Source organism: Streptomyces sp. NPDC006335 (assembly GCF_040612795.1).
GTDB lineage: Bacteria > Actinomycetota > Actinomycetes > Streptomycetales > Streptomycetaceae > Streptomyces.
This window is the reverse complement of sequence record NZ_JBEXQX010000002.1, coordinates 163,021-175,258: the sequence shown is the minus strand read 5'-3', so window position 1 is coordinate 175,258 and position 12,238 is coordinate 163,021. Positions and strand designations below refer to the sequence as shown.

Annotated in this window: 12 protein-coding genes; 7 read left to right on the top strand and 5 right to left on the bottom strand. The window is 72.5% G+C overall.

The genetic code is table 11. The annotated features are described in order from the left end of the window. Positions 1-63 precede the first annotated feature (63 nt). The gene (locus tag ABZ098_RS06660; RefSeq protein ID WP_356587950.1) at positions 64-477 is read right to left on the bottom strand and encodes a helix-turn-helix domain-containing protein; all 414 of its coding nucleotides are present in this window, start codon (positions 475-477) and stop codon (positions 64-66) included. Positions 478-568: 91 nt separating this feature from the next. Between ABZ098_RS06660 and ABZ098_RS06655 the strand changes: the two genes are divergently transcribed. The 4 genes from ABZ098_RS06655 to ABZ098_RS06640 all read left to right on the top strand — a co-directional run bounded on the left by ABZ098_RS06655 (position 569) and on the right by ABZ098_RS06640 (position 4,534). Next, a complete protein-coding gene (locus ABZ098_RS06655; RefSeq protein WP_356587948.1) occupies positions 569-1,423 on the top strand; it encodes an SDR family oxidoreductase in 855 nt (284 codons plus the stop codon). A 127-nt stretch (positions 1,424-1,550) separates the two neighbouring features. Next, positions 1,551-2,561, top strand: a complete 1,011-nt coding sequence (gene rarD / locus ABZ098_RS06650; protein ID WP_356587946.1) for an EamA family transporter RarD — start codon at positions 1,551-1,553, stop codon at positions 2,559-2,561. A 404-nt stretch (positions 2,562-2,965) separates the two neighbouring features. Next, positions 2,966-3,433, top strand: coding sequence for a VOC family protein (locus tag ABZ098_RS06645; protein ID WP_356587944.1), 468 nt, complete (start codon positions 2,966-2,968; stop codon positions 3,431-3,433). Positions 3,434-3,583: 150 nt separating this feature from the next. Beyond that, positions 3,584-4,534 carry a M28 family metallopeptidase gene (locus ABZ098_RS06640; RefSeq protein ID WP_356587942.1) on the top strand — a complete coding sequence of 317 codons (951 nt, stop codon included), beginning with the start codon at positions 3,584-3,586 and terminating at the stop codon, positions 4,532-4,534. Between the two features lie 53 nt (positions 4,535-4,587). Here the strand turns inward: ABZ098_RS06640 and ABZ098_RS06635 are convergent, their stop codons facing one another. Beyond that, the gene (locus tag ABZ098_RS06635; protein ID WP_356587940.1) at positions 4,588-6,249 is read right to left on the bottom strand and encodes a hypothetical protein; all 1,662 of its coding nucleotides are present in this window, start codon (positions 6,247-6,249) and stop codon (positions 4,588-4,590) included. Between the two features lie 162 nt (positions 6,250-6,411). On the opposite strand from ABZ098_RS06635, the gene ABZ098_RS06630 reads away from it, so the two are divergent. From ABZ098_RS06630 to ABZ098_RS06620, 3 genes are all read left to right on the top strand, one after another. Then, a complete protein-coding gene (locus ABZ098_RS06630) occupies positions 6,412-6,870 on the top strand; it encodes a DUF6668 family protein (RefSeq protein ID WP_356587938.1) in 459 nt (152 codons plus the stop codon). Further along, a complete protein-coding gene (locus tag ABZ098_RS06625; protein WP_356587936.1) occupies positions 6,867-8,177 on the top strand; it encodes an amidase in 1,311 nt (436 codons plus the stop codon). Before ABZ098_RS06630 ends, ABZ098_RS06625 begins: the two co-directional genes overlap by 4 nt. Positions 8,178-8,260: 83 nt before the next feature. Further along, the gene (locus ABZ098_RS06620; RefSeq protein ID WP_356587934.1) at positions 8,261-8,851 is read left to right on the top strand and encodes an NAD(P)H-dependent oxidoreductase; all 591 of its coding nucleotides are present in this window, start codon (positions 8,261-8,263) and stop codon (positions 8,849-8,851) included. Here ABZ098_RS06620 and ABZ098_RS06615 read toward each other — a convergent pair. The 3 genes from ABZ098_RS06615 to ABZ098_RS06605 are packed head-to-tail and all read right to left on the bottom strand — an operon-like array spanning position 8,841 to position 12,043. Next, entirely contained in the window at positions 8,841-9,752 is a 912-nt protein-coding gene (locus ABZ098_RS06615) for an ABC transporter permease subunit (protein WP_356587932.1), read from the bottom strand. The two genes, ABZ098_RS06620 and ABZ098_RS06615, sit on opposite strands and share 11 nt — an antisense overlap. After that, a complete protein-coding gene (locus ABZ098_RS06610; RefSeq protein ID WP_356587930.1) occupies positions 9,739-10,743 on the bottom strand; it encodes an ABC transporter ATP-binding protein in 1,005 nt (334 codons plus the stop codon). The genes ABZ098_RS06615 and ABZ098_RS06610 overlap by 14 nt, the downstream gene beginning before the upstream one ends. A gap of 34 nt (positions 10,744-10,777) precedes the next feature. Continuing rightward, positions 10,778-12,043, bottom strand: coding sequence for a sigma-E factor regulatory protein RseB domain-containing protein (locus ABZ098_RS06605; protein ID WP_356587928.1), 1,266 nt, complete (start codon positions 12,041-12,043; stop codon positions 10,778-10,780). Positions 12,044-12,238: the final 195 nt, after the last annotated feature.

Here is a 12,238-nt window from a genome sequence, read left to right as displayed (position 1 = left end):
TGGAGGGTGTCGGTTCACTTCCACCGGTGACGAGGAAGAGGTGTCAGGCCGCGCCGCTCGCGTTCACCCCTGCCCGGCGTCCCCCTTCTGCGCGTCGTACGCCTCCCGCGCCTCCTGCACCGCCGCCATCCGCCGCGCGGTCCACTCCGCCAGCCCCCGCACCTGCTCGGCAGCCTCGCGCCCCAGGTCCGTCAGCGAATAGTCCACCCGAGGCGGGATCACCGGCTTGGCGTCACGGTGGACCAGGCCGTCGCGTTCCAGGGTCTGGAGGGTCTGGGTCAGCATCTTCTCGCTCACCCGGCCGATCGCCCGGCGGAGCTCGCTGAAGCGGTGGGGACGGTCCAGGAGGTGGATCAGGACCAGGACGCCCCAGCGGCTCGTCACGTGTTCCAGGACCAGACGGTGGGGGCACATCGCCTCGCCCGCCGCCTCCGTCGCCGCCGCGTCCACCGGAATCCGCTCAACACTTACCGTCATGCCAGTACCTTACTTCAAAGTGGGTACTTTCGCAGAGTTAGCGCCTCCTCTAGGGTTAGTGCCAACGCACCCCACAAGGAGATCGCACACCATGAGCATCGTCGTCACCGGAGCCACCGGAAACCTCGGCCGTCACGTCATCGAGCAGTTGCTCGAGAAGGTTCCGGCCGAGCAGGTCACCGCCGTCGTCCGCACCCCGGAGAAGGCCGCCGACTTCGCGGCCAAGGGCGTGAAGATAGCGGTCGCCGACTACAACAGCCCCGAGACCTTCGACAGCGTCTTCGCGGCCGGCGACAAGGTGCTGCTGATCTCCGGCAACGAGTTCGACAAGGGCCGTCCCGCCCAGCACCAGGTCGTCATCGACGCCGCCAAGGCCGCGGGCGTGGCGCTCCTCGCGTACACCAGCGCCCCCGGCGCCCTGACCGCCGCGCTCGCCGACGACCACCGGGCCACCGAGAAGGCGCTGCTCGCCTCCGGTCTGCCGTACTCGCTGCTGCGCAACGGCTGGTACAACGAGAACTACACCGAGAACCTCGCCCCCGTCCTGCAGTACAACGCGGTCGTCCAGGCCGCCGGTGACGGCCGTGTCTCCACCGCCTCGCGCGCCGACTACGCGGCCGCCGCCGTCGCCGTACTGACCGGCGAGGGCCACGAGAACACGACGTACGAGCTCGGCGGCGACGAGCCCTGGGGCTTCGCCGAGTACGCGGCCGAGCTGAGCCGGCAGACCGGCAAGGAGATCGTCTACAACGCCGTCCCCGTCGAGGCCTACATCGAGATCCTGACCGGTGCCGGGCTGCCCGCGCCCTTCGCCGGGATCCTCGCCGGTGTCGACGCCTCCATCGAGAAGGGCGAGCTCGTCATCTCCTCCGGCGACCTGGCCCGGCTGACCGGCCGTCCCGCCACTCCGATCGCCGCTTCCATCGAGGCCGCGCTCAAGGGCTGACACTCCCCCGGCGGGCCCTGGGCGCCCCACCCCCGACTGTCATGACCGTATGGCGATACGGGCATGACAGTCGGGGGTGCTCGGCGTTACCTTCGTGCAGGCGAGCACAGTGCGAGGAGGAGAGCCCGTGAAGTCGAGAGGCGAGCGGCACATAGGTCTGCTGAACGGCTTCGCCGCGTACGGGATGTGGGGGCTCGTGCCCCTGTTCTGGCCCCTGCTCAAGCCGGCCGGAGCCGCCGAGATCCTCGCCCACCGGATGGTGTGGTCGCTGGTCTTCGTGGCCGTCGCGCTCGTCGTCGTACGGCGCTGGGCCTGGGCCGGTGAGCTGCTGCGGCAGCCCCGCAGGCTGGCGCTCGTCACCGTGGCCGCCGCCGTCATCACCGTGAACTGGGGCGTCTACATCTGGGCCGTCAACAGCGGCCATGTGGTCGAGGCCTCGCTCGGGTACTTCATCAATCCGCTGGTCACCATCGCGATGGGCGTCCTGCTGCTGAAGGAGCGCTTGCGGCGCGTGCAGTGGCTGGCGGTCGGGATCGGCGCCGCCGCGGTGGTCGTCCTCACCGTCGGGTACGGGCGACCGCCGTGGATCTCCCTCACGCTCGCCTTCTCCTTCGCCACCTACGGCCTGGTCAAGAAGAAGGTCAACCTGGGCGGAGTCGAGTCGCTGGCCGCCGAGACCGCGATCCAGTTCCTGCCCGCCCTCGCGTATCTGCTGTGGCTGAGCAGCCGGGGTGACCTCAGCTTCGCCGCGGAGGGCCCGGGGCACGCGGCCCTGCTCGCCTCGACCGGCGTGGTCACCGCGCTCCCCCTGGTCTGCTTCGGCGCCGCCGCGATCCGGGTGCCGCTGTCCACGCTGGGACTGCTCCAGTACCTGGCCCCGGTCTTCCAGTTCCTGCTCGGCATCTTCTACTTCCACGAGGCCATGCCGCCCGAGCGCTGGGCCGGGTTCGCGCTGGTCTGGCTGGCGCTGACGCTGCTCACCTGGGACGCCCTGCGCACCGCGCGGACGCACAGGAGGGAGATCGGCAGGCCCGGCACCACCATGCCCACAGGCACGGTCGGCCCCGTACGGAAGGCGGAGAGCCTGGCCTCGGGTGCGGAGCCGGAGCCGCTGGACTCGCCCGCCGCCCGGCCGTAGACCGCGGTCGCCCTCTGATCCCGATCGCCGCGGATACCGAGCGCCGTGGATCCCGATCGCCGTGGATCGCGAGCGCCGCAGGAACCGATCGCAGAGCTCCCGACCGCCGATCCCAACCACGGAGCTCCCGACCGCCGAGCCCCGACCGCCGATCCCAACGGCCGAGATCCCACCGCCGAGATCCCGCCGCCGAGCTCACGACCGCCTAGATCCCGCCGCCGAGCTCCGACCGCCGATCCCAACCGCCGATCCCAACCGTCTAGATCCCACCGCCGAGATCCCCACCGCCGGGCCGTACGGGGTCGCCGTATGCGGCAGCCCGCTCGAAGCGGAGCCCTGCTCGGACTCGGCGACCGCGCCCTTTAGGACGGCACGTGACCTCTTTCGCCGCTATAAGTGGCTCCATGACGCAGACCGCACCCGCACCCCTGCACTGGAAACTGGTCGTCGACGCCGGCGACCCGCACGCCCAGGCCGACTTCTGGGCCGCCGCGCTGCACTACGAGACCGAGGACAACGACGCCCTGATCCAGCGGCTGCTGGAGCTCGGCGCGCTGCCGCGCGAGGCGACCGTGGAGTACCACGCGCGGCTGGCCTTCCGGGACCTGGTGGCCGTACGGCATCCCGACGACCCGTACGACAAGGACACCGGGACCGGGCTGGGGCGGCGGCTGCTGTTCCAGCGGGTGCCGGAGGCGAAGACCGTCAAGAACCGGCTCCATCTGGACGTGCACGCGCCGGAGGGGCGGCGGGCGGCCGAGGTCGAGCGGCTGACGGAGCTCGGGGCGAGCGTGCTGCGCGAGGTGAGGGAGAGGGGCGGCGAGTGGGTCGTGATGGCGGACCCTGAGGGGAACGAGTTCTGCGTGCAGTGAGCGCGGGCGGGCCCAGGGGTCCGCTATACGAACGGGCTGACCGGATTCCGCCCTTGACGGTGAGTCAACCTCAGCTTCACGATCCAGGCACCCATTCGCTGTGGAATCCCTGTGACTTCAGGGGTTCCCACGGAATTCGGAGCCCCCCACATGAAGCTCTCGGTTCCCGGACGCGTCACGGCCACCGCCGTCGTCGCCACCGTCTCCCTCCTGGCCGGCGGATCCATAGCCGGCGCGGCCCCCGCGGGACAGCCCGCGGTGGCCGCGGCCCCGGACATCCCGGTGGCCAACGTGAAGGCGCACCTGACCCAGCTCCAGTCCATCGCCACCGCCAACGGCGGCAACCGCGCGCACGGCCGCGCCGGCTACAAGGCCTCGCTCGACTATGTGAAGGCCAAGCTGGACGCCGCCGGATTCACCACCACGGTCCAGCAGTTCACGTCCTCCGGACGCACCGGCTACAACCTGATCGCCGACTGGCCGGGCGGCGACACCGGCCAGGTGGTCATGGCCGGCTCGCACCTCGACAGCGTGACCGCGGGCGCCGGCATCAACGACAACGGGTCCGGTTCGGCGGCCGTCCTGGAGACCGCGCTCGCCGTGTCACGGGCCGGCTACCACCCCGCCAAGCACCTCCGGTTCGCGTGGTGGGGCGCCGAGGAGCTGGGCCTGGTCGGCTCCCGGTACTACGTCAACCGCCTGTCCACCACGGACCGTTCGCGGATCAGCGGCTACCTCAACTTCGACATGATCGGCTCGCCGAACCCCGGCTACTTCGTCTACGACGACGACCCGGCCATCGAGAAGACCTTCAAGACGTACTACGCCGGCCTCGGCGTCCCGACCGAGATCGAGACCGAGGGCGACGGCCGCTCCGACCACGCGCCGTTCAAGAACGCGGGCGTGCCGGTGGGCGGCCTGTTCAGTGGCGCCGACTACGTCAAGACGGCGGCGCAGGCCGCCAAGTGGGGCGGTACCTCGGGGCTGGCCTTCGACCGCTGCTACCACTCGTCGTGCGACACCACGGCCAACATCAACGACACGGCCCTGGACCGCAACAGCGACGCGGTGGCGTACGCGGTGTGGGAGCTGTCGCGGTAACGGGCCCTCCCGGCTACTGAACGGCCCTCCCGGCTACTTGAACGGGCCCCCGGCTACTGATCGGCCTTCCGGGCGCGTTCCGCGAGGCGCAGCATCCGGGTGCGGGCCGACTCCAGCTTGTCCAGGTCCTCGGCCGCCGGGCCCTCCCCGGCGGCCATTTCCGTCCACAGGGTGAGCAGTTCGCGCCCGAGGGCCAGGCCGCGCAGCGGATCCCGTACGGCCTTCCACGCGGTGGCCGCGCTCTGCACGTTGCCGTAGGCCGCCTCGGCGTCCCCGGCGCGGTGGAGGATGCCGGCCAGGTCGAGGGAGATCTCCGCGGCCTGGACCGGCTCTCCGCCCAAGTAGGCGATGTACGCGGCGAGTTCACGCACCCGCAGCACGTCGGGGTGCTCGGCGCCCAGGGTCTCGGACGCCTCGCCGACCACCTGCTCCGCCAGCTCCGCGGCCACGTCGGTCCGCCCCTCCCGTACGGCCTCGCTGATCCGGCCGACCGGTTCCGCGAGCACCGCGCTCTCCTCGACCACCAGACCCTCCCCCAGGAGGGCCTCGGCCACGGCGTCGAACCCCCGCACGGGGGTCGGCTCGCGGCCGGGGTCGTCCAGGAGCGGGACCGGATCGATGAGGGGCGCGGTGGTCCGCGGGGCGGGCGCGGCCGACGGCAGCGGCTGGGGCACGACGGCGGCGAAACCGGACGTCGGCATGGGTGTGGGCGCGGGCTCGGCCTCGGCCTCGCGACCAGGGCCGGGGTCGGACGGAGGAGGCGACGCAGGGGTGCCCGACGCCGGCGTCGCGGGGGTGTGGACCGGACCGGACTGCGGCCCGGACGGTGTCCGGACAGGGCCGGTCGGCGGCAGGGGCCCGGACGTGCAGGCGAGGTCGGTGGGTGGCTGCGGGGCCGGGGTGGAGGACGGGATCGAGTCCATCACGGGCGGTGGGCCGAACTCGCCCGTCGGGGGTACGACCGTCCCGGGGGCCTGAGCCGGAGCCGGGCCGGTGGCCTGCGGGTCCGGCAGCTTCCGCAGGACCTGGGTCGGGGGCGCTTCGGTGTCCGTCGGCTGCGGCTCGGGCGGGTTCGGCGGCCGGAAGGCGGGGGCGGGGTCCTGCGCGGGGTCGTCGAGTCGCCGCAGGAGACGGGTGGGCCGCTCGTGCGGGGCGGCGGGGGCAGCGGGCGGCCAGGGCCGCGCCACCGGCTCCTCGCCCGCGCCGGACGGCTCCGGACGGTCCCCCTGCTCGGCGGGCCCCTGCGAGGCCTTCCGTACCGGCTCCGCCGTGAAGCGGCCGGCGCTCGGCGCTACATCGAGGGGGACCACATAGCCGGTGCCCTCCGGGGCGGCGGGGGCAGCGGGCGGCCAGGGCCGCACCACCGGCTCCTCACCCTCGCCGGACGGCTCCGGACGGTCCCCCTGCTCGGCGGGCCCCCGCGGAGCCATCCGCACCGGCTCCGCCGTGAAGCGGCTGGCGCCGTCCGTCGCGACTTCCAGCGGGACCACATAGCCGATGCGGGCGTCGTGGATCGTGGCGTGGACGGGGTGGCCGCTGGTGCGGGCGAGGTCGTGGAGGTGGGTCAGGACGGTCTGGTGGAGTTCCTCGCCGGGCGGCGCGGTGACCGGTGTTCCGGCCACCGTCGCCGACTCACCCGCCAGGGGGACGTGGACGTCGATCGGGGCGGCCCCCCGCTGGTGGTCCCGCTTCTTGTCGCGGCTCAGTCGAGACATCTCATCCCTCACGGTCGTGCACGTACTGTCGAGTCTCTCCGCTCGCCCCCGGTTCTCACGTCACCGTGATGTCACAGGCCTGTTCCAGGAGGCGGTGGGCGGGTGGGATGACAGGGTCGGAGCACGGGCAGGCGAACTGCCGTGCGGAGAAAGGCGGAGAGCGTGCAGCAGGGGCCGGAGATCTGGATCCGCGGGCCGGTGGCCCCGACCGGGAGGCGGTTCGCGTGGGTCGGCACGCACGGCGGCGCCGGCGTCTCCACCCTGGCCGCCGTCTACGGCGGTCACGACTGCGGACGCGACTGGCCCGGTCCCGGCGCCCCGACCTCCGTCCTCCTGGTCGCCCGTACGCACGCCACGGGCCTGCGCGCCGCCCGTCGCGCCCTGGAGCTGTTCCGGCGCGGGGAGCACCCGCGGGGGCTCGACCTCGACGCCGTCGTCCTCGTCGCGGACGCTCCCGGCCGGCTCCCGCGCCCGCTCGCCCAGCAGGTCAAGGAGATCGAGTCCACGGTCGACGTGTACCGCGTGCCCTGGGTGCCCGCGTGGCGCCTCGGCGACCTGGCCGGGACGCCCCCGCGGGCCACCGGGGCACTGGCCCGGCTCACCCGCGCCACCGCCCCGTGACGGCCACCGCCGACCTGTCCGCCGTGGACCTGGCCGCGGCGGTGCGTTCGCGTTCGCTGCGGGCCGTCGACGTCGTCGCCCAAGCCCTGGAACGGATCCGGCGCGTGGACCGGGAGCTGTGCGCGTTCGCCGAGGTGTGGGAGGAGGAGGGGCTGCGGCGGGCCCGCGAGATCGACGTCCGTGTCGCCGCGGGTGAGCGGCCGCCGCTCGCCGGGGTGCCGATCGGGGTGAAGGGGCGGCACGGGCTGCGCGCTGCGGCACCGCTCCTCGCGGCCGGGTGCGTACCGGTCGGCGCGACCTCCGTGCCCGGTCCCGGAACGCCCTGGCAGACCTGGGGACTCGGCGCCCACGGCCGTACCGTCAACCCCTGGCGCGCCGACCGCACCCCGGGCGGTTCCTCGGCGGGCTCCGCGGCCGCGGTGGCCGCGGGACTCGTCCCGATGGCGACGGGGAGCGACGGGGCGGGGTCGGTACGGCTCCCGGCGGCCTGGTGCGGGGTGATCGGTCTCAAGACCACGAACGCCGGCCACGGAGGCGCGGACCGCGCCCCCACCGGTAGCGGCGGTGCGGGCGCCGCCATCGGTACCGGTGAGGGCGCCGACCCCGGCCGACCCGCCTCCCCCCGTCCCGACCTCACCGCCCCCGGCATCCTCGTCCGCCACCCCGGTGACGCGGCCGCCTACTGGCACGCGGTCACCGGCACCGGGGCCGGCAGCCATTCCGGGGACGGGCACGGCAGCCACTCCAGGGACGGGGCCGGACGCGGACACGGACACGGCACGGCACCGCCCCCCGCCCTCCCCGTCACCGCCGTCTGGTCCCCCGACCTCGGCTTCGCCGATCCCGACCCCGGGATCGTCCGGATCGCCCGCGCGGCGGCCGGGCGGCTGGCCGACGCCGGTGTCGTACGGCTGACGCGGCCCCGCACCCCGCCGCGCCTGTACGACCCCGCCCCCGCCTGGCTCGCCCTGCGCACGCCGGGTTCCGATCTGCGGGACGCCGACCGGATCCGGGCCGCCAACGACCGTCTCCTCGACGAGGTCTTCGCAGGCACCGACCTGCTGCTGACGCCCACGACCCCGTACCCGCCGCACGGTCACGAAGGGCCTGGTGACCGCTTCTCCACCGCTCTGACCTGGGCGTTCAACCTCTCCGGCCACCCGGCGCTCAGCCTGCCGGCCGGCTTCGGTCCCGACGGCTGCCCGGTCGGACTCCAGCTCGTGGCCCGGCACGGCGGCGAGGCGCTGCTGCTGGAGGTGGTGCGGGCGGGGGCCGGGGCGACACAGGGGGCACCGGCGACGGCCTGAGGCTCACCCCTGGACATGTAAATGCGCACGCATATAATGCACGTGCGAGTATTTACCGTACGCCGATCAGCCGGGAGAGCTCCATGACGCGCCGTTTCCTGTTCGTGCTCGGCAGCAGCCGCAACGACGGCAACACCGAACTGCTGGCCCGCCGGGCCGCCGAGCAACTGCCGCCGGACGTCGAGCAGCAGTGGATCGACCTCGCGGAGCATCCGCTGCCGGACTTCGAAGACCTGCGCCACGACACCGACCACACGCGTCCGACCATCGGCAACACGGCGCTGCTCTTCGACGCGACGCTCGCGGCGACGGACATCGTGATCGCCTCCCCGCTGTACTGGTACTCGGTCTCCGCGCACGTCAAGCGCTACCTCGACCACTGGTCGGGCTGGCTGCGCACACCGGGCGTCGAGTTCAAGGCGACCATGGCGGGGCGCACGCTGTGGGGTGTCACCGCACTGGCGCACGAGGAGTTCGAGGTCGCCGAGCCGCTGATCGGCACCCTGAACAACTCGGCCGCGTACATGGGGATGCGCTTCGGCGGGGTGCTCCTCGGCAACGGCAGCAAGCCCGGTGACGTCCTGCGGGACACCGACGCGCTCGCCCGGGCGAAGACCTTCTTCGACCAGGAGGCGCCGCTCGCGCGGTTCCCCTACGAGCAGGTCACGCCGTGATGTCCTTCACCGTGAACCTCGCCCATGCGGCCGAGCCGAACACCGCCGCGTAGAGCGCCTGGAGGCCGAGGTTCCTCACCAGGTCGTCCCAGTAGACCGGCTCGCGCATGAGGTCGGCGAAGGACAGCCAGTAGTGGGAGAAGAAGTACGGCTGGAGCGCGTGCAGTTGGGGTATCTGGTCGAGGATCTGGACCGTGATCAGCAGGCCGACCGTCGTGGCCATCGCCGCGATGCCGCTGTTCGTGAGGGTTGAGACGAACAGGCCGAGGGCCGCCACGCCGGTCAGTGACGCCGCCACCACGAGGGCGATGAGCAGGGCTCTGCCCAGGCCCTCCGCGAAGGTGATCTGCGTGCCGGAGATCGTCGTCAGGTCGCCGAGCGGGAAGAGGACGGCGCCGACCGCCAGGGCCGAGAGGGCGACCACGAGGGTGGCGACCAGGCAGAACGTCATCACCGTCGCGTACTTGGTGAGGAGCAGCCGGGTGCGGCCGGCCGGAGCGACCAACAGGTAGCGGAGGGTCCCGCCGTTGGCCTCGCCCGCGATCGCGTCGCCCGCGATGACGCCGATGGACATCGGCAGGAAGAAGGGGAGGGTCGCGGCGAGGGCGGTGAAGACCAGGAAGAGGCCGTTGTTGGTGATCTGGGAGATGAAGGCGGGGCCGCCGCCTCCACCGCCGGACGAGGAGCCGTCACCGGTCTCGATCTTCACCGCGATCCCGACGAGGATCGGAACGGCCGCGAGGACGGCGAGCAGGGCGAGGGTGCGCCAGCGGCGGAAGGTGGTGTGGAGTTCGTTGCGGAAGAGGGTGCCGTAGAAGGACGTACGGCGGCTTGCGGTTCGTGGGGGCTTGGCGCGCGGTTCCCCGCGCCCCTGGAAAGCGGTCTCCTCAGCCTGCGACATCGAAGCCCTCCCCCGTCAGGGCCACGAAGGCGTCCTCCAAGGAGGCCCTCTCCACTCCGAAGGCCCGCACCCGTACCCCTGCTTTCACCAACGCGGCGTTGATGTCGGCCAGTTCGCGATCCGGGGGTTCGGCCGTCACGCGGTCCCCCTCCACGACCACGTCGCCGACGCCCTGCTCCTTCAGAACGCGAGCCGCGTCCGCCCCGTCCGGAGTCGTCACCACCAGCCTCCCCCTCGCCCCCGCCGCCAGGTCCTCCACCGGGCCCTGAGTGATCAGGCGGCCCTGGGCCATCACCGCCGCGTGGGTGCAGACCTGTTCGATCTCGTCCAGGAGGTGGGAGGAGAGGAAGACGGTGGTGCCGTCCGAGGCCAGCTCCCTGATCAGGGAACGGATCTCTCGCATGCCCTGCGGGTCGAGACCGTTGGTCGGCTCGTCCAGGACCAGGAGTCTGCGGGGCTGGAGGAGGGCCGCGGCGAGGCCCAGGCGCTGCTTCATGCCCAGCGAGTACGCCTTCGCCTTCTTGCCGGCGGCGGCCGCCAGGCCCACCCGGTCCAGGGCGGCCGCCACGCGGGCACGCCGGGTGCGTGGGTCGGCGGTGGGGTCCGCGGCGTCGTAGCGGACGAGGTTGTCGCGGCCGGAGAGGAAGCCGTAGAGGGCGGGGCCCTCGATGAGCGCGCCGACGTGCGGGAGTACGGTCCGGGAGGCGCGCGGCATGGGGCGGCCCAGGACGCGCGCCGAGCCGGAGGTCGGTTCGATGAGGCCCATCAGCATGCGGATGGTGGTGGTCTTGCCGGAGCCGTTCGGGCCGAGGAAGCCGAAGACGCTGCCCGCCGGGACGGTCAGGTCGAGACCGTCCACGGCGAGCTGTCCGCCGCGGTAGCGCTTGGTGAGGGCGCGGGTGTGGATGACGGCCTCGTCCCCGCCCGCGCCACCGTCTGCGCTGTCACCCGACCCCTGCGGGTCCGGCTCCGTGGCGGACGGCTGCTCCATCGGCTCCCTCGATTCGTCGTGCCCCGCGGGGGACCTACTTCGCCGCGTCGGCCGCCTTCACCAGCGTGTCCTTGGTGACCGCGCCGACGTAGACCTTGCCGTCGTCCGTGATCAGGGCGTTGATCAGGCGGGTCTTGAAGACGGTGCCCTCGCCGAACTTGCCGGAGACCTTGTCGCCGAGCGAGTCCAGGAAGCCGCCGACGTCACCTCCGACCTCGGAGCCGGACGGGACGCCCTGGCCGCCGGTGTCGAAGGTGGCTATGGAGTCCCAGCCGTCCCCGATGACGCTCAGCCCTTCGGGGCCGTTCTCGCCGAACTCGCCGGTCACGCCCTTGCCGAGGTCCCCGGACTGCTCCTTGCCGAGCTCCCCGGACTGCTCCTTGCCGAAGCCCTTCGCGTGCTCGGGTGCCTTCGACGCGTCCCCCTCCTCGACCTTCGCGCCCTTGGGCGGGGTGAAGTCGAAGGTGGAGGCGGCCGGCTTGGTGAAGCTGACCTGGGTGAAGCCCGCGTCCACGACGGCCGCGCCGCCGCTCGCCGGGGTGAGGGTGAACTTCAGCGGCAGGCCGGTCTTCGCGTCCACCGCCACGGTGATCTGGCCGACCGTCGAGCCGTCGTCCTTGGGCTTGACGACCAGGCGGTAGGCGTCCCGCCCGGCGACCTGCGCGGTGCCCTCGACCGTGACCGACGTCGTCTTGTCGGCGGCCTTGAGCGCCTCCTCGGCAAGGTCCTTGGGCGTGGCCGGGAGCTCTTCCTCGTGCTTCTTGTCGCTCTCGGAGGCCGTGGTGTGGAAGACCGAGTTGGACTTGCTGTCGTAGCCCCAGACGTCCTTGCCGTTGTGGATGAGGCTGTACTCGGCCGCGTCCTCAAGGAGCGAGACCTTCTGCCTGTCCTCGCCGTCGGCCGCCACCCGCAGCGTGTGCGTGCCGGAGGCGAGTTCGGTGAGCTTGGTGGAGGGGTCGGCGGACGAGCCGTCGCCCGATCCGGAGGGCCCGGCGGCGGAGCCGAGCGAGCTCTCCAGGCCGCCGAGGTCCGGCAGGCCGAGATCCGTGGTGATCTTCACGGTGCCGGACAGCTGCTGCACGTCCGACGCGGCGATCTTCTCGATGAGTTCCTGTGCGCTGATCTTCGGCAGGTCGGGGTCGCCGGAGTCGGCGAGTGCCGGGACGAGCCCGATGGTCGCCGCCGCGACTCCCACCACCGTGGCCGGCACGATGTACCGCGCGGCCTTGCGTCGGCGCGCGGAACGCAGCTCTTCGGCGTCCGCGGCGGTCGCGCTGTCGTCGGATTCGTACGGTGCCATGTGTGCCTTACCTCCGTCGTCGGCGGCGGCTGTCAACTCCCGTGCGTCCACCCCGTAGCCGCCATTCTCACCCGAATCGGTGAGGAGTGGTGTTTTCTGTGGTGTCCATCTGACCAAATCGGCCATGAGCATGCGTCAGCCCTCGGGGCCAACTCCGCGTACACCTGGGGTATGACACGACATGCGGGCGCCCCC

Bases quoted from the DNA above. Each gene is read 5' to 3' on its own strand.
- ABZ098_RS06660 (WP_356587950.1), bottom strand. From the start codon at position 477: ATGACGGTAAGTGTTGAGCGGATTCCGGTGGACGCGGCGGCGACGGAG.
- ABZ098_RS06655 (WP_356587948.1), top strand. From the start codon at position 569: ATGAGCATCGTCGTCACCGGAGCCACCGGAAACCTCGGCCGTCACGTC.
- ABZ098_RS06645 (WP_356587944.1), top strand. From the start codon at position 2,966: ATGACGCAGACCGCACCCGCACCCCTGCACTGGAAACTGGTCGTCGAC.
- ABZ098_RS06640 (WP_356587942.1), top strand. From the start codon at position 3,584: ATGAAGCTCTCGGTTCCCGGACGCGTCACGGCCACCGCCGTCGTCGCC.
- ABZ098_RS06635 (WP_356587940.1), bottom strand. From the start codon at position 6,249: ATGTCTCGACTGAGCCGCGACAAGAAGCGGGACCACCAGCGGGGGGCC.
- ABZ098_RS06620 (WP_356587934.1), top strand. From the start codon at position 8,261: ATGACGCGCCGTTTCCTGTTCGTGCTCGGCAGCAGCCGCAACGACGGC.
- ABZ098_RS06615 (WP_356587932.1), bottom strand. From the start codon at position 9,752: ATGTCGCAGGCTGAGGAGACCGCTTTCCAGGGGCGCGGGGAACCGCGC.
- ABZ098_RS06610 (WP_356587930.1), bottom strand. From the start codon at position 10,743: ATGGAGCAGCCGTCCGCCACGGAGCCGGACCCGCAGGGGTCGGGTGAC.
- ABZ098_RS06605 (WP_356587928.1), bottom strand. From the start codon at position 12,043: ATGGCACCGTACGAATCCGACGACAGCGCGACCGCCGCGGACGCCGAA.